Origin of the sequence: Pantoea latae (genome assembly GCF_002077695.1) — a bacterium.
Taxonomy (GTDB): domain Bacteria; phylum Pseudomonadota; class Gammaproteobacteria; order Enterobacterales; family Enterobacteriaceae; genus Pantoea; species Pantoea latae.
On the sequence record NZ_MWUE01000017.1, the window covers coordinates 51,200 to 74,412 of the forward strand.

A 23,213-nucleotide genomic window follows, 5' to 3' on the forward strand; every position below is an offset into this window, starting at 1 on the left:
GCCGTCTAGACTTAATCGACTGCACACCACAATTCATCCCCTCATAACGTGCATGACGTCCCCTTTTAAACCCCGTTAAATACTGGAAAAGAGCTATGTCTGAAAATTTACGTTTGCAACTGGAGATCAACGGGCAGCCGCATACGCTGCTGGTCGATCCCCGCGTCACGCTTCTTGACGCGCTGCGTGAGCATCTGACGCTCACCGGCACCAAGAAAGGGTGCGACCAGGGTCAGTGCGGCGCCTGTACGGTGCATATCAACGGAAAACGCGTGCTGAGCTGCCTGACGCTGGCGGCGCAGGCCAACGGCCAGTCGGTCACCACCATCGAAGGGCTGGCGCAGCCGGACGGCTCGCTGCATCCGGTGCAGGCGCGCTTTCTGGAGCATGACGCCTTTCAGTGCGGCTACTGCACGCCGGGACAGATTATGTCCGCCGTGGCCTGCATCGACGAAGGCCACGCCGGCTCCGCGGACGAAATCCGCGAATATATGAGCGGCAATCTCTGCCGCTGCGGCGCCTATCCCAACATCGTCGACGCCATTCAGCAGGCGGCGGCCGATCTCAGCAAGGAGGCGACATGAATCCTTTCGACTATGTCGCCGCAGGCAGCGCGGAGGAGGCGCTGCGCCAGAAACAGCGCGACAGCAGCCGGTTTCTGGCGGGCGGCACCACCCAGATCGATCTAATGAAGTGCGACGTCGAACAGCCCGCGGCGCTGATTGACATCAACGCGCTGACAGAGATGCGCGAGATCGCCTTTAGCAAGGAGACGCTGCGCATCGGCGCGCTGGCGCGCATGAGCGAGGTGGAGAATCACCCTGAATGCCGCCGCGTCGCGCCCGCCATCTACGACAGCCTGTGGCAGGCGGCCTCGCCTCAGCTGCGCAATATGGCGTCCATTGGCGGCAACCTGCTGCAGCGCACCCGCTGCGTCTATTTTCGCGATCCGCACACCTTCTCCGCCTGTAATAAACGTCAGCCCGGCTCAGGCTGCGCCGCGCGCGACGGCGTCAACGGCAACCATGCCATTCTCGGCACCAGCGAGAGCTGCATTGCGGTCTATCCTGGTGATCTGGCCGTGGCGCTGACCGCGTTCGATGCGGTGGTGATCGTGCGCAACGCCGCGCAGCGCGAGCGCCGCATTCCCATTGACGAGTTCTACCTGCTGCCAGGCCAGACGCCGCATCTGGAGCATGACCTGGCGGCGGATGAGATGATCGTCGCGGTGGAGCTGCCGCTTACCCCTGCGCTGCACCATTCCCATTATCTGAAAGTGCGCGACCGCAGCTCATACGAGTTCGCCGCCGCCAGCGCGGCCGTCGGCATCGAGCTGGATGGGGATCGCATCCGCGATCTGCGCATCGCCGTCGGCGGCGTGGCCACCAAACCCTGGCGCGCGCGCCACGTGGAAGGGGCGCTGCGAGGCCAGCCGTTCGACGAGGCAATCCTGCGACGCGCCGCCGAGCTGGTGGTGCAGGACGCCGAGCTGCTGCCGCAAAATCAGCATAAAAAACTGCTGGCGCCGCGCGCCATCGCTCGCGCGCTGATGAAAGCGGGCGGAATGGCTTAACCGGCCGAACAGAGAGGACAGTGAATGGATACGGCAGAAAAAAGTTATCAGGCGCTGGGCGAAAAGCGCGAGCGCGGCGACGGCACGGTTAAGGTGACCGGACAGGCCACCTATGCTGTGGAGCACCAGCCGGAAAATGTGGTGCACGGCGTGGTGATCCAGTCCACCGTCGCCAGCGGCCGCATTATCCGCATGGAGACGGAAAAGGCGCGTCAGGCGCCGGGCGTGCTGGCGGTCTACACCCATCTCAACAGCCTGAAGATCAACAAACCTACCCGCATTGCCGACGGCGGCGCGGCGCAGTCTACCTATACGCCGATTCAGGATGAAAGGATCATCCATAACGGCCAGAACATCGGGCTGGTGGTGGCGGAAACCTTTGAGCAAGCGACCTGGGCCGCCAGCCTGGTGGAGACCGAATATGAGACTGACGAAGCGCTGATTTATCCGGACGATCCGCGCGCCGAGCGCAAAGAGAACAGCGCCACTAATATCGACCTCGGCGACGCGCATCAGGCGATGGCGCAGGCAGAGGTGAAAATTAAAGGGCGCTACGCCACGCCGCGCGAGTATAACGTGCCGATGGAGCCGCACGCCTGCATCGCCAGCTGGCAGGATGAGAAGATGACGGTCTGGGAGCCGAGCCAGTGGGTAATGGGCGCGCAGACCGAGATCGCCGAGTGGCTGGGCATCGACGTCGGCCAGGTGCGCATTATTTCCCCCTACGTGGGCGGCGGCTTCGGCTCTAAGCCGGTGCCTTATACCCACGTGGCGCTTGCCTGCGTCGCGTCGCGCGCGCTGGGGCGGCCGATTAAAGTCTCCCTGACGCGCCCGCAGACCTTCACCGGCTTAGGCGGCCGTCCGGCCACCATCCAGAATCTGGAGATGGGCGCCACGCGCGACGGCAAAATCCTGGCGATTATCCACGACGGCCTGAGCGATACCTCCTTGATCGATACCTTCGCCGAGGGCACCAATAAAGTAACGGGGCGGCTCTACGCCGTGCCGAACGTCTATTCGCGCCACTACGTCGCGGCGATCAACACCGTGACGCCGGGCTGGATGCGCGCGCCGGGAGAAAACCCGAGCGCCTTCGGGCTGGAGGTGGCGATGGACGAAATGGCCTGTGAGCTAGGCATCGACCCGCTGGAGTTTCGCCTGCGCAACTGGGCCGATCACGACTATCAGCTCAATGCGCCCTGGAGCACGCGCCGTCTGAAAGAGGCCTACGCCGCCGCCGCCGAGGCGTTTGGCTGGGAGAAACGCAGCATGGCGCCACGCTCGATGCGGGAAGGGCGCGAGCTGATCGGCTGGGGCATGGCGACCGCCACCTATCCGGTCAGCCGTTCGCCTGCTGAGGCGAAACTGATTTTCCACAGTGACGGCAGCCTGGTGGTGCAGAGCGCCGGCGCGGATATCGGCACCGGCACCTATACCATTCTGGCGCAGACCGCCGCCGAGGTGTTGCAGATCCCCTCCAGAAGCATTCGCGTTGAGCTGGGTGACACCGATCTGCCGCGCGCCGGCGTGGCGGGCGGCTCGCAGCTGGCGGGCAACCTCACCGCGGCGGTGCACAAAACGGCGGAGGCGATGCGCGAGAAGCTCTTTACCCTGGCGACCGAATCGCCCGGTTCGCCGCTGTTTCAGGCGGCGCGCGACGGCCTGGTGCTGCGCGACGGCGCGGTCGTGGTGAAAAATCAGCCCGAACGCGCGGTCCGCTACGACCAGCTGGTGAAGCTGAACGATTCGCTGACCCTGTCAGTGCTCTCCGGCACCTTCTCTCAGGATGAGAGCGAAGAGGATCGCGATGAGGCGGTGCATTCGATGTCGAAGATGACGCGGCCAGAGGCGTTTTCCGCCCACAGTTGGGGCGCGCAGTTCGTCGAAGTGCGGGTAGACGAAGATTTCGGCACCGTGCGGGTCAAGCGAATGGTCTCCGCCTTTGACAGCGGCCGCCTCTATAATCCGCAGCTGGCGCGCAGCCAGTGGATCGGCGGCATGGTGATGGGGCTGGGCCAGGCGCTGCTGGAGGGCGGGGTGATCGATCCGCGCAACGCGCGGGTGATCAACAACAACCTGGCTGACTACCTGATCGCGGTAAACGCCGACGTGCCGGAGATCGTCACCATCGACGTTGGCGAGCCTGACCACCACGCCACCCTGATGGGTGGTAAAGCGGTCGGCGAGCTGGGTATTGTGGGCATGGCGGCGGCTATCAGCAACGCGGTCTATCACGCCACCGGCAAACGCGTGCGCGATCTGCCTCTGTCGCTGGATAAGCTTATCGACTAAACCAGCGGGGCGGTGCGCACTGCATCGCCCCTTGCCGCTGCAAGCGCAGACTTTTCCCCGCTATTAGGTTGACATCAATTTAATTTGATTCAATATTATCACCGCCGAAACGGATTGCGCCGCGTCACGTTTTGCGTCGTTCTCCAGAAACCAGATTAGATGGCGACATCATGAACGAAGAATTACCGCAAACCTGCGGCGGGGCCGAGGAAGGCAATGCGCCCGTAACAGTGGATCAGTTTCTCTGTTTCGCACTCTACTCCGCGTCGCTGGCGATGACCAAACTCTACCAGTCGCGGCTGAAACCGCTGGGGCTGACCTATCCTCAGTACCTGGTGCTGCTGGCGCTGTGGGAGACCGACAATGTCACCGTGTCGGCACTGGGCGCGCGCGTTCATCTTGATTCAGGCACCCTCAGCCAGCTGCTGAAACGGCTGGAGCAGTCGGGGCTGATCGAGCGCCGCCGCGATGTCGGCCACGACGAACGCAGAGTGTTGATCACCCTGACGCAGGCGGGGCAAGAACTTAAAACCGCGGCCGCTGGCGTGCCGGCGGATATGATTTCCGTGATGGATACGCCGATTGAGGAGCTGTCCGATTTGACCGGCAGAGTCGCGACCTTGCGGCAGAAGCTGATTAAGGCGACCCCCTGATCCACCGGACATGACGAACAGAGTGCCATAATGACCCGTAGGGAAGATGACGTTGTGATCACTGAAAAAACAGAGAGTCTGGACGATATTCACGCCGCCATCGGACAGGTGGCCGCGTTAATGCTTCAGGCGGGTCGTCCCCTTGAACTGGCCGCGCTCAGCGCGCAGCTGAAACAGCATGCCGCGCAGTCGGCAGATGCGCGATTAAAGAAAGAGTATGAAGGTGCGGCGCGCTTCGTGGCGGAAAAAATGTAGACCTGACGGCTTGCGGCGTCAGTGAACGGTGCTGTCACTTTCGGGCGCGGCGTTACGCGGGTCGGCGCCGGGCAGCTCGTCGATGGCGCGCAGGCAGGCCTGTTTTCTAATGGCGCTGCGCTCTGAGGCCGCCATCGCCAGTAACTTTGCCTTTACCTGTTCAGCGTAAACCGGCGATCCCTGCTCTAACAGCGCCATAATAGCTTCGCCCATCAGAATATTGGCCAGCTTGTCGTCGTGGTTTGTGCTCATATTGTCATCATATCTTTAGAGGTGGATCTATAAGTCAGGCTGAAACGCCACTCTTGTTTTATTATGCGCTGGCCAAAGCCATTAGCCCGACAACCTTTCCGTTAGTCTCCCTGCGCCGAGCAAGCTTATCAATTTTAGCGTCTGTTTGCCTTTTGAATTTTTTTAACCGCCCTGGGCGCGGTTTCCTTATGTCGCTGCGCCAGCCCGCCTTGCAGGCTCCTTCACAGGCGGGCTGGCGTCGAGGCAGCTTAAGGATGCGCCAGCGCGTCGCTGCCCGCGGCGGCAATCGCGATCTCATCCGGGTTTGCCGTGCCGCTTACACCCACCGCGCCCACCACGCGATCGGCGATTTTCACCACCGCGCCGCCACCCAGCGGCACCACGTTGGGCAGCGTGGCGATCGCCGGCTCGTCGCCGTTGGCGCGCGCCATGTACTTGTCGGTAGCGGTGCGATAGAGCGCTGCCGCCCGTCCTTTTTTAATCGAGGAGTCGATACAGCCCGGCGGCGCGTTATCCATACGCGTAAACGCCAGCAGCTGACCGGACTGATCCAGCACCGCGACGCAGACCTGCGCGTTCAGCGTCTGCGCCTGCTGCTGCGCGCGGGCGATAATGCGCTGCGCATCGCCCGCGTCGAGGATGGTTTGCGTCTGCGTGGCGCCGGCCGTGGCGCTCAGCAAGGCGGCCAGCGCGCAGAGGGTGCTACAGAGGGCGATTTTCATGTTGACTCCTTTTATGGGAACGATAGCGCCACAGCGCCAGGCAGAGCAGCAGGATCGCGCCTGCTGCTATCCAGGGCGCGCGCTGCAGCCAGGGGGAATGACGAGGATGCCGCAAGGTTTGCGTCACCTGCTCTTCGCTGATGTGCTGGTCGGCGACGCCGAACTGCGTTGAGACATAATCCAGCAGGCGCGTCAGCTCGGCGCGGCTCATCTGGCTGGAGAAGGCGGGCATAAAGGCGTGGCCCGCCGCGGTGGTGCGGTCGACGCCCTCAGCCACGGTCATAATCAGGTTGGCAGGATTAGGGTTCATCACCGCCGAGGTGCCGGTCAGCCTGGGAAACGTCGGCGGCGTATCACGGCTGCCTTCGCCTTCCGCGCCGTGACAGCTGGCGCAGGCCGCGTTGTAGAGCTGTGCGCCGCTCATGCGCTCGCCGCCGATCGCTTCGTGAAGCGTGGCGGCGGGCCCGGTTTCAACGGGTGTCAGCGCGCGCGCCGGGGCAGCGCGCGGCACGGTCGTCGCGGCGGCTGGCTGGCCCAGCGTCATCAGATAGCGCGCTATTGAGGCTCGGTCGCTGTCGGTCAGGCGGGAAAAAGAGTTCTCGACAGCGGTGCCCATTTCGCCCGCCGCCACGGCTTTGCCCGGCAGCGAACCGCTCTTCAGATAGCTTGCCAGATCGGCGGCCGACCAGTGAGAGAGATGCGCCTGCGTCAGGTCGGGCGCCTGCCAGCTGCCCACCTCGCCGCCGCGCAGGAAAGCGTCGCTCTTCTCCGCCATCATCAGGTTGCGCGGCGAATGGCAGCTGCTGCAGTGCCCCAGCGTTTTGACCAGATACTCGCCTCGCGCCTCGCTGCTCTCATCCGCGCTGGCGCTGGCGAGATCCTCCCGCGTCAGAAACAGCGCGTTCCAGACCGCCATCATCGACCGCATCGAGAAAGGAAACGGCAGCTGCGTGGCGGGCACGGCATGATCGTCTGCGGGCACGGCGGTCATAAACCAGGCGTAGAGCGCCGCGATATCCTCATCGGTCAGCGAGGCGAAGGCGGTGTAGGGCATGGCGGGATAGAGATAGCTGCCGTCGCGACGCCGCCCCTCGCGCATCACGCGGCGAAAGTCCGCCAGCGAGTAGTCGCCGATACCGTTCACCCGCGACGGGGTGATATTGGTGGCGAAGATATCGCCCAGCGGCGAAGAGATGCGATAGCCGCCGGAAAACGCGTTGCCGTTGTCGGGGTTGCGATGACAGGCGGAACAGTCGCCCGCGATGGCCAGATACTCGCCGCGTTTAAGCGTGGCGCTGTCGGGCTGCGCCTGCGCCAGCGCAGAGAAAAACAGCAGAAGCAAAGTCGCTGTTCGCATGTTCACAGCTCCTGAATCAGCGTGTCGGCCAGACGGAGCGCGAGCGCGATGCCCGTCAGGGTCGGGTTAACGGTGGCGGAGGTCGGCATTACGCCGGTAGAGGCGATAAACAGATTGGCGTGATCCCAGCAGCGACAGTGCGCATCGACCACCGAGTCACGCGGGTTATCGCCCATAATGGTGGTGCCCATAATGTGGTACTGGTTACGCCAGCCGGTCGGCGCTTCGACCATCTCACCGTTGAACGCCATCAGAAAATTGGCGAAATCGCGATAGGCCTGCGGCCGCATGCCGCGCACATAGCTGTCGAGCTGATAATTAACCTGCAGCGTCGGCAGGCCGGCGCCGTCGCGCCGCGTGGGATGCGGGATCACCCGGTTCGTCGGGCTGGGCAGGGTTTCGCTCATGGTGCTGATGTTCATGACGCGTGAGGCGCGGTCGCGTATCGCCGCCTCCAGTTCGCGTCCCATCAGGCCCTGCTTCAGCAGGGAGGGCGTGACGTCGATATTTGGCACCAGGTTGCGCAGCGAGTAGCGGATGGCGGAGTGCTGCGCGCGACTCGGCTCATCGCGCCGCGTGACGATGCTGCCATGTTGCACCGAGCCGCGGCCCGTCCACAGCGGTTCGTCAGCCAGAAACGTCATGCTCAGGCCGGTGTGATCCATCAGGTTGCGGCCGACCTGATCGGAGCTGTTCGCCACCCCAGACATCAGTAGCAGCTTGGGGGTTTCCAGCCCGTGCGCGGCCACCACGAACGCCCTGGCGCTCAGGCGCACGTCGCTGCCGTCAGGTTTGCGGTAGTGCACCGCGACGATCCGGTTGCCGGCGCCTTTCTCCAGCTTCCAGGCGACCGACTCGGTGCGCAGGTCGACGCCCCGCGCCACCGCTTTATCCACGTGCATATCCCCGGAGTACATCGCTCCAATAGGGCAAACCGGCTCGCAGTTATTGTTGCCGGCGCAGGCGGGGCGACCGTCATAGGGACGCGACACGCGCGCGTGCGGCTCATGGATCACCTGATAGCCGAGCGGGCCGAGTTTCGCCTGCATACGCTGCACCATGTAGGGCTTCGCTTCCGGCGGCAGGGGATAGGGCGCGGAGCGCGGCGGCCAGGCGTCGCGTCCCTGACCGCTCTGATCCTCCTCTGCCGTGCCGACCACGCCCGCTTCGCGCTCCGCGCGCAGGTACCAGGGCTCCAGATCATCGTAGGCGATGGGCCAGTCGCGGCCGACGCCGTAAACGCTTTTCAGCTTGAAGTCGTTGGGCAACAGCCGCCAGCAGGCGGACGCCCAGTGGCGGGTGCTGCCGCCCGCCACTTTCAGGAAGCTGGTGACATAGTGAAAATCGTCGTCGCCCTGCGCCTCGATATAGCCTTCGCTGTAGCTGTTGGGCGCCCAGGGCAGGTTAGGGTAGGGGGCGCACCAGTTGCGCTTGCTGGCGCTGTTGCGATAGTTGTCGACCACTTTCCAGCGCGGGATATAGGGGCCCGCTTCCAGCATAATCACCGACTTGCCCGCTTTCGCCAGCTGATATGCCGCGTTAGCGCCCAGCGCGCCGGAGCCGATAATCACCACGTCGGCGTCAAACTGGCTCATGCGTCACCGCCTTCGCCGCGCGTCAGGCGCTGCGCGTCCTGCCAGGTCCTGGCGCGACCTTCGACCATCGCCAGCCACGCGGGCTGCGGCTCGGGAATATGCGACGCCGCGCGCGGCGACGCTTTGCCCCAGACATGAATATTGGCCGGCATCGGCGGCGCCGTGACGCCTTCCGGCACCGCCTGCCAGTAGTCGCTGCCCCGCTGCGAATAAGAGGGGCGCGGCGTGACGTCGGCTGTGGGTTCATACATCAGCGCAGAGAGAAAGCTGACGAAGTGCGCATCGTCCGTGGCGCGCGTGGTGGCCGGATTGCCGGTATAGCCTAGGTACCAGGGAGTGATAACGGCGAGCGCGGTTTCCACATCCTCGTCGGAAAGTGCCGCCAGCCGTGCCTCGGGAGTGAGGTCGCCGCTGCGCCCCAGCCGTTGCGCCAGCCGGGTCAGCCGTGAGGAAAAATGCGGGTTCTGGGCGGCGAGCAGCGCATAGAGCCGCTGGCTGATGGCCGCATCCAGCTGCTGTCGCCCGGTTAACATCTGACTGACCACGTGAAACGTCTCGGCCGGTTCATCGGCAAACAGGGCCGATGCGCCGGTAGCGGGCACGCTTATGATGATGCCTGATGCAAGCATCATGCGCAGAAAGGTACGCCTGTTCATATTGGCTCCGGGTAGGGCAGGTAAAAGAAAATAACGACTTTTTATTTAAATTGAGACGCGCTTATTGTTTTTGAAAAAAGATTTAAGCCAGTTATCGACGCTCCAGTCGCCGGCGCCGTGAATAAGCAGCATTAAAAACCCTGCGCAGCAGGAGATATTTTTTAGCCAGACCATCAGGTGCGCATGTGAATATTCAGGATAAAATAACAGGGCGGAAGTAACAGAAAAGACAGCCAGAAATGCACTGATAAAACGCGTTACAAATCCGAGAGTTATACAGATGCTTCCAGCAATTTCCAGCAGGATAACCCAGGGTAAAAAATAAGCCGATACACCATGCTCGCGCATGAAAATTAAATTCTCTTCATAGCCCGTTATTTTATCGAGGCCGGAGGTGAAAAAAAGTCCGACCGCAAACAGGCGCGATAATGCCCAGATGCTGTTTTTTACTTTTCGCATTTTTATTTATTAGGGGTAAGTGTTCTTATTTTTAAAATAGGCTTTGTCCAGAAAGTTTTTTTTGACATTTTGTGCGGTGAGTAATTTCACCGCGTCAGAAATACGCCTTACCACTGCCAGCGTTTTTCAGCCAGATCCACCAGCAGACGCGCGGCTGGGGAGAGCTCGCTGAGCGAACGATATTGCCAGCCGAAGGTGCGCGGCATCATCACCAGCGGCAGCGGGATTTCCACCAGCGCGTGCTGCGTCATATCCTCCTGCAGCAGCCGCCGCGAGAGAAAACTCAGCAGGTGGGTCTGGGCCAGCACCTGACGCAGCGGCGACAGCGTATTGCTTTCCATCTGCACGCGCGGCGGAGCGTAGCCGCCGCTGCGCAGACGCTGCTCCAGCCACTGGCGCGTGGCGACCTGCGGCGACGGCAGCAGCCACTGAAAGCGGTCCAGCTGCTCAGGCGTGGGGTGCACGCCCGCCAGCGGATGAAAACTGCTCGCCGCGACCACCACCGGATCTTCCGTCAGCGGCCGGGTGACGAACTCATGATTGTCGTCAGGCAAAAAGCCGAGGATCAAATCCAGCTTGTTTTCCCGCAGCCGCGACTGCAGCAGATCGTTCAGGCCGACCTGCACCTCCAGCACCACCGAAGGGGCGTGCTGCAGCAGCTCGCGCGTCAGATTGGGCAGCATGAATTCCGCCGCGGTCGCGGCTACGCCGAGGCGGATCACGCCCGCCGCGCCCGATCCCAGCGCCTTGAGATCCTGCTGTGTGACCTGCATCAGGTGCAGCACTTTTTGAGCACGTTCACAAAGTAGCAACCCCGCTTCCGTCAGTTTGATACCGCGCCCGATCTTCAAAATCAGCCGCGTCGCGCACGATTTTTCCAGGCGCTGTATGCATTTGGTCAGCGCGGGCTGGGTGATACCAAGGGCTTGCGCGGCTTTGCCCAGATGCGCCGTTTCGCGCACCACCAGCAGGTAAGTCAGATCCTTCAGCTCCATTTATTCCTCTCAGGAATCGATTAATAAAATAAGCGGAATACTATTTATCGTTTCATCCTGCCAGGCTAGATGAAAATTAACAAGGGAGTAACACATGAGCTGGACTATTCTGATGACCGCGCCTGTTCTGGGCGCCGGAGGCGAACGCGCACTGGCGGAAGCGGGGTGCGAGGTGCACTACCTGCGCGACAGCCAGGATGCGGCCGAGGTCGAGGCGCTGATGGCGCGCATCCCGTTCGACGCGGTGATTTCGCGCACCGTTACCCTCAGCCGCACGGCGATTGCCGCCTGTCCGACGCTGAAGGTGATCTGCAAGCATGGCGTCGGCGTGACCAATATCGACGTGGAGGCGGCGACCTCCTTCGGCATTCCGGTGTTCACCACGCCCGGCACCAACGCGCAGTCCGTGGCGGAGCTAACGCTGGGCCTGATGCTCAGCGCGGCGCGGCGCATCAGCTGGCTTGAGCAGGAGATCGCGCAGGGTCGCTGGACGCGCAACGGCAGCAGCATGGAGCTGAGCGGAAAAACGCTGGGTCTGGTGGGCATGGGCGAGATTGGCCAGCGCGTGGCGCGCATCGCCCGGGCGATGGGCATGCGGGTGCGCTTTTACGATCCGGCGGCGCAGGTGCAGGACCTCTCGCCCGATGAGCAGGTTGAATCCCTCGACGCGCTGCTGGCGCAGAGTCAGGTGCTGAGCCTGCACTGCCCGGTCAACGCCGCCACGCGCCAGATGCTGAACAGCCGAACGCTGGCGCTGCTGCCGGCCGGCGCGCTGGTGATCAATACCTCGCGCGGCGAACTGATTGACGAAGCGGCGCTGGACGCGGCGTTGCGCAGCGGTCAGCTGTTTGCCGCCGGGCTCGATACCGTCGCCGTGGAGCCGCTGCCCGCCGATCACCCTTTCCGCAGCCTGACTAACCTGGTGATGACGCCGCATATTGGCGGCTCCACTCCGGAAGCGCTGGATAAGGTCGCCCTCTTCGCGGCGCGCCAGTGTCTCGACTTTCTCAAGGGTGCGGCGGTCGATCCGCGCACCTGTGTTAACCGCGCGGTACTTAAGGAGCATTCATGACCCCATCTGACACCTGGCCAGCCGGCTACTTTATCGGACAGCGCGATACGCTGCCTGATGCAGAGACTATTGACGCCTTTCGCCGCCTGCCGGTACCCAATATCGGCGACTGCATGGGCCGCTCCTGCGGCGCGCTGGGGCTGCAGGCCTGGCATAACGATCCGCAGCATGTGCTGTGCGGCCCGGCGCTGACGGTGAAGGTGCGTCCCGGCGACAACCTGATGATCCACAAGGCGATTGAAATGGCGCAGCCAGGGGATGTGCTGGTGATCGACGGCGGCGGCGACCTGACCCAGGCGCTGATCGGCGGGCTGATGCGCACCTCCGCCATCGCCAAAAAAATTGCCGGCTTTGTGATCGATGGCGCCATTCGCGACGTCAATGAGTGGGCCGAAGGCGGCGTGGCGCTCTGGGCGCGCGGCAATACGCTGCGCGGTCCGAGCAAAGAGGGGCCAGGCCAAATCAACGTCACCATCCAGTGCGCGGGCCTGGTGGTGAATCCAGGCGATCTGATCGTGGCCGACGCCGACGGGGTGATCAGTATCCCGCAGTCGCAGCTGGCTGCGTTGCTGCCGCGCGTGCGCGAACATGAGCAGCGCGAAGCGCGCATCCGTGAAACCAACCGCAGCGGAACCGCCGATCCCGAGCGTTTCAACGCCGTGTTGCGCGCCAAAGGGTGCCCGCTGTAAAGGAGAGGAAAGATGAAAAAAGGCACCAGGATAATGTCGCTGCTGGCGGCAATGCTTGTGACTGGTCAGGCCGGCGCGCAGGATCGCCTGCCGGTGACGCTGCCGACTCAACAGGATAGCCGACTGCAGCAGGTCGAGACCTCGCCGCGCGTCTGGAATGGCGTCACCGTCAGTCCTGAAGGGCGTATTTTCGCGTCGCTGACGCAGTCGGAAGGGGCGGGCCCGCAGCTGGTCGAGGTGAAGAACGGCCAGCTTGAAGCCTGGCCCGATGAAGAGTGGAACCGCTGGGATGCGCAGCATCCGTCGCAGCATTTTCTGCACGTTAACGCGCTGCGCTTTGGCCCGGACGGCGACCTCTGGGTAATGGATGCCGGCAATAAAGGCATCGGAACCGGCGATAAGGCGGTGGAAGAGGGCGCTAAGCTGGTGCGCATTGATATTCACAGCCGCAAAGTGGTGGCGAGCTACCTGTTAAAGGCGCCGACGCTGAAAGCGGAAAGCTATCTCGACGATGTGCGCTTCAACGGTGATTTCGCCTATATCACCGATCCGGGTGCGGTGGGCCTGGTGGTGCTGAATCTGAAATCGGGTCAAAGCTGGCGCGTGCTGGATAACCATCCGCTCTCGATTGACCATCAGCCTATCTATGCAGATGGCAAAAAACTCTTTCTGCGCGACGGCCGGGAAAAGCGGGTCGGGCTGGATCAGCTGGAGGTGTCGCCAGACGGTAAATGGCTCTATTACCAGGCGATCCCTGGACCGATGGCACGCATCGAAACGCGCTACTTGAATGACGCCTCGCTGTCGGGCGACGAAGTGGCGCGCCATGCGCAAAAATTTGTCGACACCTGGAGCACGGGCGGCACGGCGATAGACGCGGACGGCAATCTTTACGCCTCGGATATCAATACCCGCGCGATAAAGCGCATCACGCCGCAGGGCGAAGTCAGCACAGTGGTGCAGGATCCGCGTCTGGTCTGGATCGATGCGATGTGGATTTCGCAGGGCGCGCTGTGGATGCCTTCCGCGCAGATCAACCGCACGCCAGCGACCACCGGCGGAAAGCCCTCTACCGTCGAATACCCGGTGAAACTTTATCGACTCAATTTACCGCTGCAGCCTTCGCCGCGCGATCATCATTAATTAACCGGCCCGCACGCGCGGGCCCAATAATAAACAGTCGGCAAGAGAGAAATAAAATTTTTCTTATTAAGTTTCACGCCTGTTTATTATCACCCGACGTCATTTTAAATTTATAAAAAACATGAATCAGCGCACAGTGACGACCTTCTTACTGGTTGCTTAAGTTGCTGTTTTTATGAAATATAGTGACTTACTAATAATAATTGCTTTGGCTGTTTCCTTTTTAAATTCCGATACGTTTCCCGTTTGTCGCTGACAAACGCGCAATGTCCCTGCAACAGGATAAAACTATGCTGCTGATCGTCAGTCTGCTCATGATAGCGCTGTTTATTGGTTTATTAATGACCAAAAAACTCTCCGCGCTAACCGCTTTAATTATCGTGCCGACCTTTTTTGCGCTGGTGGCCGGCTTTGGCGCCGAAACGGGCGATATGGTAATAAAAGGCTTGCGCACCGTTGCGCCGACCGGCGTGATGCTGATTTTCGCCATGCTCTATTTTATGAGCGTGACGGATGCAGGCATGTTCGATCCGGTTATCCGCCGCATCGTCTCGGCGGTCGACGGCGATCCGGTAAAGATATTTACCGGCACCGTGCTGCTGGGGTTCCTGGTGGCGCTGGATGGCGACGGCGCGACGGTGTATATGATCGTGCTCGCCGCCTTTCTGCCGATTTATCAGCGCGCGGGATTGTCGACGCTGAAAGTCGCCTGCCTGCTGCTGCAGTGCACCGGGCTGGGCAATATGCTGCCCTGGGGCGGTCCGACGGCGCGCGCGGCCACCGCCGTTCATGCTGAAACCAGCACGCTGTTCGTTCCGCTATTACTGCCGCTGCTCGCCTGCGTCGTCTGGACGTTTATCATGGCGTGGATACTGGGACGTCATGAACGCAAACGTCTCGGCTGGCATCCTGATACGTCGGAAAAGCACGATATCGTATTAGAGGAGAAGCCCTGCGTCCCCTGGCGTTTCTGGACCAACTGGGCGCTTACCGTGGCGTTGATTACCCTGCTGGTGCTGGATATCGTGCCGATGGCCTACCTGTTTATGCTGGCGACGGCGATCGTGTTTCTGGTCAACTTTCCCCGTCTCAGTCAGCAGCAGGAGCAGCTGGCGCGGCATGCGCCCGCCATCCTCGCCGTTGCCAGCTTGATTTTCGCGGCGGCGGTGTTTACCGGCATTTTCGCCGGGACCGGCATGGCGAATGCGCTGGCGCAGGCGATTGTTAATATCATTCCCGCCGCGCTGGGGCCTTATCTGGCGGTGATCACCGCCCTGATCAGCGTGCCCGTGACCTGGCTGGTCTCCAACGACGTCTTCTATTTCGGCATGCTGCCCGTGCTGGTGCAGGCGGCGGGCCATTACGGTATCGCACCGGTGGAGATGGCGCGCGCCGCGCTGGTGGGACAGCCGGTGCATATTTTAAGCCCGCTGGTGGCCTCGACCTATCTGCTGGTGGGGATGCTGAAGCTCGATTACGCGCAGACGCAGCGCTTTACCCTGCGCTGGTCATTTATCACCAGCATGGTGTTTTTCGCCAGCTGTTTGCTGCTGGGCGCGTTTCCTTTTTATCAGAACGCCGGTTAATAGCGGAATCCCGGCCGAGGCCTGACAGCGCGATGCTGTCAGGCCAGTCTCAGGGGATCAGCTGGCTGCTGCGCATGGCGTCGAGATGCGCAATCAGCACCTCGTCGGAACGTTTGATCATGCCGTTAAAGCCCGCCTGACGCGCTTTGGTGACGTCGAAGATCGCATCTTTCTCAACGTGAAAGATAAAGTCGCCGAAGCCGCCCAGCGCCAGCCGATCGATATCGCGCTCTTTGAGCTGCGCCCGGTCGGCAATCGACGCCCAGAGCGGCTTAAGCGCGCTCAGACGCTCGCTCAGCGAGATCGGCTGCGCTTCGCCGACCGGCACGCCGAACCACTCAGCCAGCTTCGGCCAGACGTGGCTCCAGCGGAAAACGTCGCCGTTGGTGATGTTAAAGGCACCATATTTTTCCTGTTCCGCCGCCCAGATAGCACTCTGGCCGAGAATGCGGCTGTCGGTGATATTCACCAGCGTATTGCGCCACGCCGCGTCGGGACCCGGAAAATGCAGCGCGGTGCCCGATTCACGACACAGCGTGCCGTAAACGCCAATCAAATTGCCCAGATTCATCGGCGAGCCGAAAGAGTGGCCGATGACGATATCCGGGCGCAGCGCCGTCCAGCCAATACCCGTTTCGTCGGCGATTTTTTTGGCATAGTCTTCATGCCGGAAATAGAGGTTTGGCGGAAAATGGCGGCTGTCCTCTTCCCGCGCCGGCGTGCGGTAGACGCCCAGGTGGGCGCCGTAAACCTTGCCACCCTGAATGAAAATAATCTGCTTCAGCGACGAGCCAGAGGCGCGCACCGCCGCGATGAGGTTTTCAAACATCAGCGCGTTGATATCCGCCTCTACGCCGGGGCTGGCATCCTGGCGCAGGGCGGCATAAAAGATATGGGTGACCGATTCAAAGGCGTGACGGTGGCGGTTGAGATCCTCTGAAGAGGACAAGTCGGCGCTGAGATGGGGCGAAGCGTGCGGGCTATGCGGTGAGCGGCCCAGCGTAGTAATACGCCAGCCCGCCAGGTGAAAGGCGTCATGCGCGGCAAAGCCGACAACGCCGCTGGCGCCCACCAAAAGAACGTGCCTGTTGCTCATTTTTCTCTCCGTCTGAATTCAGCATAGGGACCCTTAATCGTAGAAGCCTGTGCGAAAACCAGCGGAAAATAGCGTCAGGACGACTGACGCAGAAACGCCTCCGTTAACCGCACCCAGTAGGTCGCGCCGGTGGAAATACAGGCGTCGTTAAACTGATAGAGCGGGTGGTGCACCGCGTAGTCGTTCTCGCCGGTTCCGGTTCCCAGCCAGATATAGCATCCAGGGCAGGCCTGCAGCATAAAGGCGAAATCCTCGCTGCCCATCACGCTTTTTACCTGTTGCGGGTCAGCCACGCGTTCGGCGCCGAAGGTGTCGCGCGCCACCTGCAGCGCAAAGGCTGTTTCCGCCGCGTGGTTGACGGTGACCGGATAGCCGAAGTCGGGCTGAAGGGTGGCGGTGACGCCGAAACTTTCCGCCTGAGCGCGCACCAGCGTCTCAATGCGTGCCTTCACCGCCTGGCGCACCGTTTCGCTGAAGGTGCGCATATTCAGCTTCAGCACCGCGTGGTCGGGGATAATATTGTGGGTGGCGCCGCTCTGCAAACTGCCGACCGTCACCACCGCAGCATCCTGCGGATCCACATTGCGCGACACAATGGTCTGTAGCGCCATAATCATCGCCGCGCCGGCAACAATGGGATCGATACAGTTTTCCGGCGTCGAGCCGTGGCCGCCTTTGCCCTGCAGGGTAATGGTCATACTGTCGGACGAGGCCATCAGCGCGCCGCTTTTGGTGACGAACGCGCCAGCGGGCAGCAGCGGCATATTGTGCAGGCCGAAAATCGCATCGCAGGGAAACAGGGTAAAAAGGCCATCCTCCATCATGCGTCGTGCGCCGCCGACCGACTCTTCGGAAGGCTGAAAAATAAGATGCAGCGTGCCGGAAAAAGGGCGTTTCTCCGCCAGATAGCGCGCCGCCGCCAGCAGAATGGCGCAGTGACCATCATGCCCGCAGGCGTGCATTTTGCCCGGTACCGTGCTGCGCCAGGGCAGATCGGTCAGCTCCTGCATCGGCAGCGCGTCCATATCAGCCCGCAGGCCCAGCCGTTTGCCGCCGCTGCCGTTTTTCAGGGTGCCGACCACGCCGGTGCCGCCCAGCCCGCGATGCACTTCATATCCCCACGCCGTCAGCAGCTCGGCGATACGCTGGCTGGTGCGATACTCTTCAAATCCTAACTCCGGGTGCTGATGAAAATCGCGACGAATGGCGATCATCTCTGCTTCATGGTCGAGGATCTCTTTGATCAACATACGCTCTTCTCCAGGTTTCAGTCGTCGGTATGGACGGCCCGCTCGCGCCAGGCCAGCAGCGCCGCCAGCGAGACGACGGCGCTAAACAGCAGATACCACGCGGGCGCCATCGCCTCGCCGGTGACGTTCAGCAGCCAGGTGACGTTGAACTGCGCGAAGCCGCCGAACAGCGTGACGCCGATGGCATACACCAGCGCCATGCCGGATGCGCGCACCCGGCGCGGAAAGGCTTCGAGGATCAGCAAAAAGAACGCCACGGCGCTAATGTTGGCCAGCACCTGATCCGCCGCAATCAGCAGCAGCGTCAGCGCCAGCGACGCGCCCTGTTGCAGCGTGGCGAAGATGGGCCACACCAGCAGCATCGAACCCAGCGCGCAGATGAGCAAAACCGGTTTGCGGCGCGGCACTCTGTCCGCCAGCTTGCCGGCAAAAAAGGGCACGATCAGCGTCAGCAGCGCGGCGATCAGGCTAATCCAGTAGGAGGCGGCGGCGGGCAGGCGCAGCGTGTTGACCATATACGCCGGCATGTAGTAGACGATAAGGTAAAAGGTGGTGGTGCTTTTCATCACCAGCAGAATGCCCAGCAGCAGCGGGCGGCGATGCGCGCGCCAGATTTCGCGCGCCGGCGTTTCCTGCCGGGTTTCATGTATCACAGGCAGTTCAGTCAGGTGGCGGCGGATATAGATCCCCACCGGCATAATCGCCAGACCGATGATAAACGGCACGCGCCAGCCCCAGGCGTAGAGCGCTTGCTGGCTAAGGGTGTGAGTCAACAGCGCGCCCAGCGCCGCGCCGACTAACGCGGCGCCGCCCTGGCTGGCCATCTGCCAGCTGACCCGCACGCCGCGCTGCGATTTATCTCCCGCCTCCATCAGCCAGCTGGTGGCCGCGCCCACTTCGCCGCCCGCCGAAAAGCCCTGCAGCATGCGCCCGATCACCAGCAGCAGCGGCGCCCATAGCCCCACCTGCGCATAGGTGGGGGCAAACGCCACCAGCATCACGCCGAGCGCCATCAGACTCATGATCAAGGTCAGGGCCGCTTTGCGCCCGTTTTTGTCCGCGTAGTGGCCAAGCATCAGGCTGCCGAGCGGACGCATAATAAAGCCCACCGCAAAGGTCGCGACGGCCAGCAGCAGCGAGGCGGAGTCGCTGCTGGCGGGGAAAAACAGGTGGCCGATGATCACCGAGAAAAAGCTGTAAACGGTGAAGTCATAAATCTCCAGGCCGTTTCCCAGCGTTACCGCCAGCAGCGATTTAGCCTGCTGGCTGCGCCTGAGGGGCTGCGCGTCTGGCGTCAAGGCGAGCGGCGCGGCGATCTCCGCGTCGGTCGAGGCATAGCGGACAGTCTGTTTCATCGGCGTGTCCTTCCGGTAGCTGAACGGGGAAAAAAGCGACAGACTGCACTATTGCCATAATATAAATACATATCAACTATGAGTAATTGTTATGGGCCAGGTTATGTTTGCTGTACCTTAACAGGGCGTTTTTTGCACCATTTCAGCCCGCTAAAGAGGGAGCACCATGAGGATTAAGCTGCACCAGCTGGACGTGCTGCTGGAGGTGGCGGCGCAAGGCAGCCTCAGCAAGGCGGCGCGAACGCTACACCTGACTCAGCCCGCCATCAGTAAAACGATTCAGGAGATTGAGTCTGAAATCGGCATGCCGATCCTCGATCGCAGCTCGCGCGGCGTAACGCTGAACGACTATGGTCAGGTGCTGCTGCGCCATGCGCGCGATATCGATCGCTCTCTGAGCCAGGCGCGGGAAGAGATCGACAGCCTGCTCGGCCAGTCGCTGAGCCAGCTGCGCGTCGGGTTTACCTCTGCCGCCGCGTATGGCCCCTTTACCACCACGCTGCTGCATTTTCAGCAGCGCTTTCCGACGGTGAAGCTGATTGCGATGGAGGCGCGCCCGCATCAGCTCTATGAGGCGCTGGAAAATAATCGCATCGATCTCGCCGTTATCTCCGCCACCACCGGCATGCGTATCGCCCCGATGTACTGGGAAATATTGTATGCGCTGGGAAATACCCTTATCGCCGGGCGGCATCATCCTGTGACGCACCGGGTCGCACTGCGCCATCTGCTCGACTACACCTGGCTGGACTGGGACGAGCCAGGAGAGCACTCGATTCTGGCGCAGGTGTTTCGCCGCTATAACCTGCCGCTGCCCAGCCAGATCGTTCATTGCTCATCGCCGTGGATTATGGCGCGCATGCTGGATGAAGCGCCGATGGTGAGCATGTGGACCTCTGTGCGCCTGCGCTTTCCCGATTATCAGGAGCGACTGCGGCCGCTGTCGCTCAAAGAGGTGCTGCCGGCGACCAGCATCGGCATCCTTTGCCCCGATATCGGGCGTCTCTCCCGCGCCGGGCACGCCTTTATCGATATGCTGCGCGTCAACAGCCGCGACTGGCTGCAACAGCGCGAGGCGCATGAGATGGTGGTCAGAGAGGAGTAATGCGCTGACGCTGAATAGCGCGCTGGATATTGACTTTCAGCCAGTCGGAAGAGGCTTTTTTGCCGCTTCTTTTATGCGAGTAGATTTTCACCGTGAAACGGGGCGCGCAAAAAGGCAGGGTAAACGCCTTTACCTGCGCGACCTGCATCATGGTGTCGGCGACAAACGAAGGGATCGCCATCAGTAATTCGCTCTCCGCCACGATAAACGGCGAGCCGAGCATCGAAGGCGTTTTGATAACGATGCGGCGCGTCAGCCCCAGGCGCGCAAGATGGCTGTCCAGCAGGCCCTTTTTTTCATTCCACGGCGTCACCACCAGATGTCCCGCCGCCAGATAATCTTCCAGCGTCAGGCTGCGACGGCGGGCGTGGCTAATCACCACAAATTCATCGCTGAACAGCGCAATTTCATCCAGATCGGGATGGCTGACCTCATCCGGCTCGCTAAAGCTCAGCGCCAGATCGATTTCCCCCGCCAGTAGCTCGTTGAGCGCCGGATTGTTGGGAAGATGGCAGAGTTCAAAAGCGATGCCTGGCGCGGTTTTTTGCAGCTCGCTGATCAGGCCGGGAAAGACGCACCAGGCGGTGTAATCCGTAACGGCGATGCGAAAGGTTTCCTGGCTGGTTAAGGGCTCGAATGGCTGCACCGGGCTGAGGGTGTGATTAAGGGCGGCCAGCGAGGCGGCGATATGGGGCGCCAGCTGGTGAGCATAAACGCTGGGGCACATTTTATGCCCTTCACGAAAGAAAAGGGGATCCTGAAGAAAGTCGCGCAGCCGTGTCAGGGCGTGGCTCAACGCTGAGGTGCTCATTGAGAGCTCTGCCGCCGCCAGCCTGACGGAACGATGTCGGTAAACCGCATCAAAAACCGGCAAGAGGTTAAGATCGAGACGCCTCAGCACATGATGCATGAAATTCACCTTTCGTTGATTTTATTGCACTTAATTCATTGAACGATACCGTTTATCGTTACGCTCATCAAACTGTGCAGCGAAGAGAATGTTTATGAGCGTTATTATTCGACAGGCGGTCCCGGATGATACTGATGCGATCTATAACATGATCAACGGCTTATCCGTCTACAGCGAGGCGCCGCTGGAAAACCTGCCGGACATTGAAGAGATGAAAAACTCGCTCTTCTCTTCGAAAACCGGCGCAGAGGCCTGTATTTGCGAAGTAGACGGCGTGATTGCCGGCTACGCGGTGATCGCCATGAGCTATTCCACCTGGTTAGCGCGCTACAGCCTGAACATGGAGGATCTCTACCTGCTGCCCGACTATCGCGGGCGCGGCGCGGGGAAGGCGATGCTGCAATATCTGGCTCAGGTTGCCCTCGACAGGCAGTGCAGCCGTATTGAGTGGAACGCGCTGGAGTGGGACAAATCCGCAAAGGACTTTTACACGAGCATCGATGCGCTGCCGCTGAACGAGTGGGTTCGCTATCGGCTGGACGGCCCCGCGCTGCAGCGGTTTGCATCCAGCGACCTTCGTTAAGCCTCGCCGGTAAATGCGTGAAACTGTCTAAGGGCAGGGGCGCGTATCCTGTAAGTTGGGGGCCTGTCTGGACGTTGCGGAATCCCTTCAATGAACGATCTCTTTTCTCTGCTGGCGCTGGGATCGGCGCGAGCCATTGGCGCGGCCATTGCGGCCGGTGAGCTGACCTCGCTCGCGGCCACCGAATGGTATTTAAGCCGCATCGAGCGCGTTAACGGCGGCGCTGACGGCCTCAACTGCGTCAGAAGCCTCTCCCGTCTCGCGCGGGAGGAGGCGAAACGCGCCGATGCCGAACGGGCGGCTGGCTACATCAGAGGCCCGCTGCACGGCGTGCCCTGGCTGGTGAAAGATAATGTCTTTACGGTGGACGGCAGCTTCGCTTCAGCAGGCGCCCGCGCGCTGGCGACCTTTCTGCCGCCGGTTGAAGCGACGCTGGTGGCGCGTCTGCGCGACGCCGGCGCGGTGCTGCTGGGCAAAACCAACCTGACGGAATTCGCTGACTTCGTATCGGATACTATGCCTGCTGAATTCAGCGGCGCCGGCGGCGTGGTGCGCAACCCGCTCGGCCTGCCCTATGGCAGAGGGCAAGGCTCCAGCGTGGGTTCGGCGGCCGCTGTCGCTGCGGGCCTGTGCGGTTTCGCTATCGGCTCTGAAACGCAAAACTCGATTCAGGCGCCGGCCGTTCACAGCTCGGTGGTCGGCTTCAAGCCTACGGTTGGACGCGTCAGCCGTTACGGCCTGATCCCGCTGGTTCCCAGCCAGGACTCGCCGGGACCGCTGACGCGCACCGTCGACGACGCGCGGCTGGTCTATCAGGCGATGGCGGGAGCGGACATGAAAGATACGGCGACCCTCGCCGACTTTCCGCTTGAATACCCGCGCGCGGGCACGCTGCAGGGGGTACGCATCGGCGTGCCGCGCCGGTTTATCGCCGACGGCGCCCTGATCGACAGCCGCAAGGCGATCTTTTCACAGCTGCTGGCGGCGCTGGCGCAGGCGGGCGCTATTATCGTCGATCCCTGCGACCTGCCTTCGGCGGAACAGCTGCACCAGGTGCGATCCTGCGTATTTCGCAGCGAATTTAAGGCCAGCCTGAATAGCCTGCTGGCGACCTTTACGCCGTGCGGGATGAGGTCGCTGCGCGACATTATTCACTGGAACCAGGCGCATCCAGAGGCGATTCCCTATGGGCAGTCTCTGCTGGAGGCGGCCGAGGCGGCGCCGGATATCCTCTCCGCGCACTACCGCCGCGATCGCCGTCAGGATATTGCGCTCAGTCTCGATGCAGGGATTCTGGCGGCGCTCAATGCCAGCGGCGCAGATGTGCTGCTCGCGCCGGGATCGGCCGCGGCTAAATGCACCGGCAAGGCGGGCGCGCCGGTGGTGGCCATCCCTGTCGGACAGGATGCGCAAGGGCTGCCGTTTGGCGTGACGCTGTTCTGCGCGCCGGGCGAGGATCTCAAGCTGCTTGAGGTGGCGCAGGCGGTGGAGGCCGCGATCGGCCAGCGCGTTTTGCCCTCCTTTTGAGGCTGTGTTGATCGTTAGATAACGGGCCCGCAGGCTTATCCAGTCTGCGGGCAATAGAGCGGCCCTTAAAACGCCCGGCTTAGCCTGA

General features: G+C 61.7%; 23 protein-coding genes. 12 read left to right on the top strand and 11 right to left on the bottom strand.

Annotation, left to right across the window (positions count from 1 at the left end; all coding sequences use genetic code 11):
- The first annotated feature begins 95 nt into the window (after positions 1–95).
- The 5 genes from B2J69_RS11695 to B2J69_RS11715 all read left to right on the top strand — a co-directional run bounded on the left by B2J69_RS11695 (position 96) and on the right by B2J69_RS11715 (position 4,773).
- Positions 96–584: a (2Fe-2S)-binding protein gene (locus B2J69_RS11695; protein WP_081139463.1), complete on the top strand. Its 489-nt coding sequence runs from the start codon at positions 96–98 to the stop codon at positions 582–584.
- Positions 581–1,573: an FAD binding domain-containing protein gene (locus B2J69_RS11700; RefSeq protein WP_081139464.1), complete on the top strand. Its 993-nt coding sequence runs from the start codon at positions 581–583 to the stop codon at positions 1,571–1,573. Before B2J69_RS11695 ends, B2J69_RS11700 begins: the two co-directional genes overlap by 4 nt.
- 24 nt (positions 1,574–1,597) lie before the next feature.
- Positions 1,598–3,865, top strand: a complete 2,268-nt coding sequence (locus B2J69_RS11705; protein ID WP_081139465.1) for a xanthine dehydrogenase family protein molybdopterin-binding subunit — start codon at positions 1,598–1,600, stop codon at positions 3,863–3,865.
- 170 nt (positions 3,866–4,035) lie between these two features.
- Positions 4,036–4,518 carry a MarR family winged helix-turn-helix transcriptional regulator gene (locus B2J69_RS11710; protein WP_081139466.1) on the top strand — a complete coding sequence of 161 codons (483 nt, stop codon included), beginning with the start codon at positions 4,036–4,038 and terminating at the stop codon, positions 4,516–4,518.
- Between the two features lie 54 nt (positions 4,519–4,572).
- Positions 4,573–4,773 carry a hypothetical protein gene (locus B2J69_RS11715; protein WP_081139467.1) on the top strand — a complete coding sequence of 67 codons (201 nt, stop codon included), beginning with the start codon at positions 4,573–4,575 and terminating at the stop codon, positions 4,771–4,773.
- 18 nt (positions 4,774–4,791) lie between these two features.
- Here B2J69_RS11715 and B2J69_RS11720 read toward each other — a convergent pair whose 3' ends face one another.
- The 7 genes from B2J69_RS11720 to B2J69_RS11750 all read right to left on the bottom strand — a co-directional run bounded on the left by B2J69_RS11720 (position 4,792) and on the right by B2J69_RS11750 (position 10,809).
- Positions 4,792–5,025 (bottom strand): hypothetical protein, encoded by a 234-nt coding sequence (locus B2J69_RS11720; RefSeq protein ID WP_081139468.1) that lies wholly within the window; start codon positions 5,023–5,025, stop codon positions 4,792–4,794.
- A gap of 248 nt (positions 5,026–5,273) precedes the next feature.
- Entirely contained in the window at positions 5,274–5,747 is a 474-nt protein-coding gene (locus B2J69_RS11725; RefSeq protein ID WP_081139469.1) for a GlcG/HbpS family heme-binding protein, read from the bottom strand.
- Positions 5,728–7,104, bottom strand: a complete 1,377-nt coding sequence (locus B2J69_RS11730) for a cytochrome c (RefSeq protein WP_081139470.1) — start codon at positions 7,102–7,104, stop codon at positions 5,728–5,730. The genes B2J69_RS11725 and B2J69_RS11730 overlap by 20 nt, the downstream gene beginning before the upstream one ends.
- A 2-nt stretch (positions 7,105–7,106) precedes the next feature.
- Complete coding sequence (locus B2J69_RS11735) at positions 7,107–8,699, bottom strand: GMC family oxidoreductase (protein ID WP_081139471.1); 1,593 nt, start codon at positions 8,697–8,699, stop codon at positions 7,107–7,109.
- Positions 8,696–9,355: a sugar dehydrogenase complex small subunit gene (locus B2J69_RS11740; RefSeq protein ID WP_081139472.1), complete on the bottom strand. Its 660-nt coding sequence runs from the start codon at positions 9,353–9,355 to the stop codon at positions 8,696–8,698. The genes B2J69_RS11735 and B2J69_RS11740 overlap by 4 nt, the downstream gene beginning before the upstream one ends.
- 45 nt (positions 9,356–9,400) lie before the next feature.
- Positions 9,401–9,814, bottom strand: a complete 414-nt coding sequence (locus B2J69_RS11745; protein ID WP_081139473.1) for a DoxX family protein — start codon at positions 9,812–9,814, stop codon at positions 9,401–9,403.
- Between the two features lie 107 nt (positions 9,815–9,921).
- Positions 9,922–10,809: a LysR family transcriptional regulator gene (locus B2J69_RS11750; RefSeq protein ID WP_081139474.1), complete on the bottom strand. Its 888-nt coding sequence runs from the start codon at positions 10,807–10,809 to the stop codon at positions 9,922–9,924.
- A gap of 94 nt (positions 10,810–10,903) precedes the next feature.
- Between B2J69_RS11750 and B2J69_RS11755 the strand changes: the two genes are divergently transcribed.
- The 4 genes from B2J69_RS11755 (at position 10,904) to B2J69_RS11770 (ending at position 15,299) form a co-directional block, all read left to right on the top strand.
- On the top strand, positions 10,904–11,881 hold the full coding sequence (locus tag B2J69_RS11755) for a hydroxyacid dehydrogenase (protein ID WP_081139475.1): 978 nt from the start codon (positions 10,904–10,906) through the stop codon (positions 11,879–11,881).
- Positions 11,878–12,570, top strand: a complete 693-nt coding sequence (locus tag B2J69_RS11760) for an RraA family protein (RefSeq protein ID WP_081139476.1) — start codon at positions 11,878–11,880, stop codon at positions 12,568–12,570. Before B2J69_RS11755 ends, B2J69_RS11760 begins: the two co-directional genes overlap by 4 nt.
- Before the next feature lie 12 nt (positions 12,571–12,582).
- Positions 12,583–13,713 (top strand): L-dopachrome tautomerase-related protein, encoded by a 1,131-nt coding sequence (locus tag B2J69_RS11765; protein WP_081139477.1) that lies wholly within the window; start codon positions 12,583–12,585, stop codon positions 13,711–13,713.
- Positions 13,714–14,003: 290 nt separating this feature from the next.
- Positions 14,004–15,299: a CitMHS family transporter gene (locus B2J69_RS11770; RefSeq protein ID WP_081139478.1), complete on the top strand. Its 1,296-nt coding sequence runs from the start codon at positions 14,004–14,006 to the stop codon at positions 15,297–15,299.
- A 49-nt stretch (positions 15,300–15,348) separates the two neighbouring features.
- Here the strand turns inward: B2J69_RS11770 and B2J69_RS11775 are convergent, their stop codons facing one another.
- The 3 genes from B2J69_RS11775 to B2J69_RS11785 form a co-directional block, all read right to left on the bottom strand.
- Entirely contained in the window at positions 15,349–16,395 is a 1,047-nt protein-coding gene (locus B2J69_RS11775; protein ID WP_081139479.1) for an SDR family oxidoreductase, read from the bottom strand.
- 74 nt (positions 16,396–16,469) lie between these two features.
- Positions 16,470–17,645, bottom strand: coding sequence for a M20 aminoacylase family protein (locus tag B2J69_RS11780; protein ID WP_081139480.1), 1,176 nt, complete (start codon positions 17,643–17,645; stop codon positions 16,470–16,472).
- 17 nt (positions 17,646–17,662) lie between these two features.
- The gene (locus B2J69_RS11785; protein WP_081139481.1) at positions 17,663–19,000 is read right to left on the bottom strand and encodes an MFS transporter; all 1,338 of its coding nucleotides are present in this window, start codon (positions 18,998–19,000) and stop codon (positions 17,663–17,665) included.
- A gap of 166 nt (positions 19,001–19,166) precedes the next feature.
- Here B2J69_RS11785 and B2J69_RS11790 point away from each other — a divergent pair, with 166 nt between their 5' ends.
- Positions 19,167–20,105: a LysR family transcriptional regulator gene (locus B2J69_RS11790; RefSeq protein WP_081139482.1), complete on the top strand. Its 939-nt coding sequence runs from the start codon at positions 19,167–19,169 to the stop codon at positions 20,103–20,105.
- Here the strand turns inward: B2J69_RS11790 and B2J69_RS11795 are convergent.
- Entirely contained in the window at positions 20,092–21,015 is a 924-nt protein-coding gene (locus B2J69_RS11795) for a LysR family transcriptional regulator (RefSeq protein ID WP_081139483.1), read from the bottom strand. The two genes, B2J69_RS11790 and B2J69_RS11795, sit on opposite strands and share 14 nt — an antisense overlap.
- Positions 21,016–21,109: 94 nt before the next feature.
- On the opposite strand from B2J69_RS11795, the gene B2J69_RS11800 reads away from it, so the two are divergent.
- Entirely contained in the window at positions 21,110–21,598 is a 489-nt protein-coding gene (locus tag B2J69_RS11800) for a GNAT family N-acetyltransferase (protein ID WP_081139678.1), read from the top strand.
- Between the two features lie 90 nt (positions 21,599–21,688).
- The gene (locus B2J69_RS11805; RefSeq protein WP_081139484.1) at positions 21,689–23,125 is read left to right on the top strand and encodes an amidase family protein; all 1,437 of its coding nucleotides are present in this window, start codon (positions 21,689–21,691) and stop codon (positions 23,123–23,125) included.
- Positions 23,126–23,213: the final 88 nt, after the last annotated feature.

What these genes read in the sequence shown, in the direction of transcription:
- B2J69_RS11805 (WP_081139484.1), top strand. Translation starts at nt 21,689, where the DNA reads ATGAACGATCTCTTTTCTCTGCTGGCGCTGGGATCGGCGCGAGCCATT.
- B2J69_RS11740 (WP_081139472.1), bottom strand. Translation starts at nt 9,355, where the DNA reads ATGAACAGGCGTACCTTTCTGCGCATGATGCTTGCATCAGGCATCATC.
- B2J69_RS11705 (WP_081139465.1), top strand. Translation starts at nt 1,598, where the DNA reads ATGGATACGGCAGAAAAAAGTTATCAGGCGCTGGGCGAAAAGCGCGAG.
- B2J69_RS11760 (WP_081139476.1), top strand. Translation starts at nt 11,878, where the DNA reads ATGACCCCATCTGACACCTGGCCAGCCGGCTACTTTATCGGACAGCGC.
- B2J69_RS11750 (WP_081139474.1), bottom strand. Translation starts at nt 10,809, where the DNA reads ATGGAGCTGAAGGATCTGACTTACCTGCTGGTGGTGCGCGAAACGGCG.
- B2J69_RS11695 (WP_081139463.1), top strand. Translation starts at nt 96, where the DNA reads ATGTCTGAAAATTTACGTTTGCAACTGGAGATCAACGGGCAGCCGCAT.
- B2J69_RS11770 (WP_081139478.1), top strand. Translation starts at nt 14,004, where the DNA reads ATGCTGCTGATCGTCAGTCTGCTCATGATAGCGCTGTTTATTGGTTTA.
- B2J69_RS11735 (WP_081139471.1), bottom strand. Translation starts at nt 8,699, where the DNA reads ATGAGCCAGTTTGACGCCGACGTGGTGATTATCGGCTCCGGCGCGCTG.
- B2J69_RS11745 (WP_081139473.1), bottom strand. Translation starts at nt 9,814, where the DNA reads ATGCGAAAAGTAAAAAACAGCATCTGGGCATTATCGCGCCTGTTTGCG.
- B2J69_RS11725 (WP_081139469.1), bottom strand. Translation starts at nt 5,747, where the DNA reads ATGAAAATCGCCCTCTGTAGCACCCTCTGCGCGCTGGCCGCCTTGCTG.
- B2J69_RS11775 (WP_081139479.1), bottom strand. Translation starts at nt 16,395, where the DNA reads ATGAGCAACAGGCACGTTCTTTTGGTGGGCGCCAGCGGCGTTGTCGGC.
- B2J69_RS11795 (WP_081139483.1), bottom strand. Translation starts at nt 21,015, where the DNA reads ATGCATCATGTGCTGAGGCGTCTCGATCTTAACCTCTTGCCGGTTTTT.
- B2J69_RS11710 (WP_081139466.1), top strand. Translation starts at nt 4,036, where the DNA reads ATGAACGAAGAATTACCGCAAACCTGCGGCGGGGCCGAGGAAGGCAAT.
- B2J69_RS11790 (WP_081139482.1), top strand. Translation starts at nt 19,167, where the DNA reads ATGAGGATTAAGCTGCACCAGCTGGACGTGCTGCTGGAGGTGGCGGCG.
- B2J69_RS11700 (WP_081139464.1), top strand. Translation starts at nt 581, where the DNA reads ATGAATCCTTTCGACTATGTCGCCGCAGGCAGCGCGGAGGAGGCGCTG.
- B2J69_RS11755 (WP_081139475.1), top strand. Translation starts at nt 10,904, where the DNA reads ATGAGCTGGACTATTCTGATGACCGCGCCTGTTCTGGGCGCCGGAGGC.
- B2J69_RS11730 (WP_081139470.1), bottom strand. Translation starts at nt 7,104, where the DNA reads ATGCGAACAGCGACTTTGCTTCTGCTGTTTTTCTCTGCGCTGGCGCAG.
- B2J69_RS11720 (WP_081139468.1), bottom strand. Translation starts at nt 5,025, where the DNA reads ATGAGCACAAACCACGACGACAAGCTGGCCAATATTCTGATGGGCGAA.
- B2J69_RS11785 (WP_081139481.1), bottom strand. Translation starts at nt 19,000, where the DNA reads ATGAAACAGACTGTCCGCTATGCCTCGACCGACGCGGAGATCGCCGCG.
- B2J69_RS11765 (WP_081139477.1), top strand. Translation starts at nt 12,583, where the DNA reads ATGAAAAAAGGCACCAGGATAATGTCGCTGCTGGCGGCAATGCTTGTG.
- B2J69_RS11800 (WP_081139678.1), top strand. Translation starts at nt 21,110, where the DNA reads ATGAGCGTTATTATTCGACAGGCGGTCCCGGATGATACTGATGCGATC.
- B2J69_RS11780 (WP_081139480.1), bottom strand. Translation starts at nt 17,645, where the DNA reads ATGTTGATCAAAGAGATCCTCGACCATGAAGCAGAGATGATCGCCATT.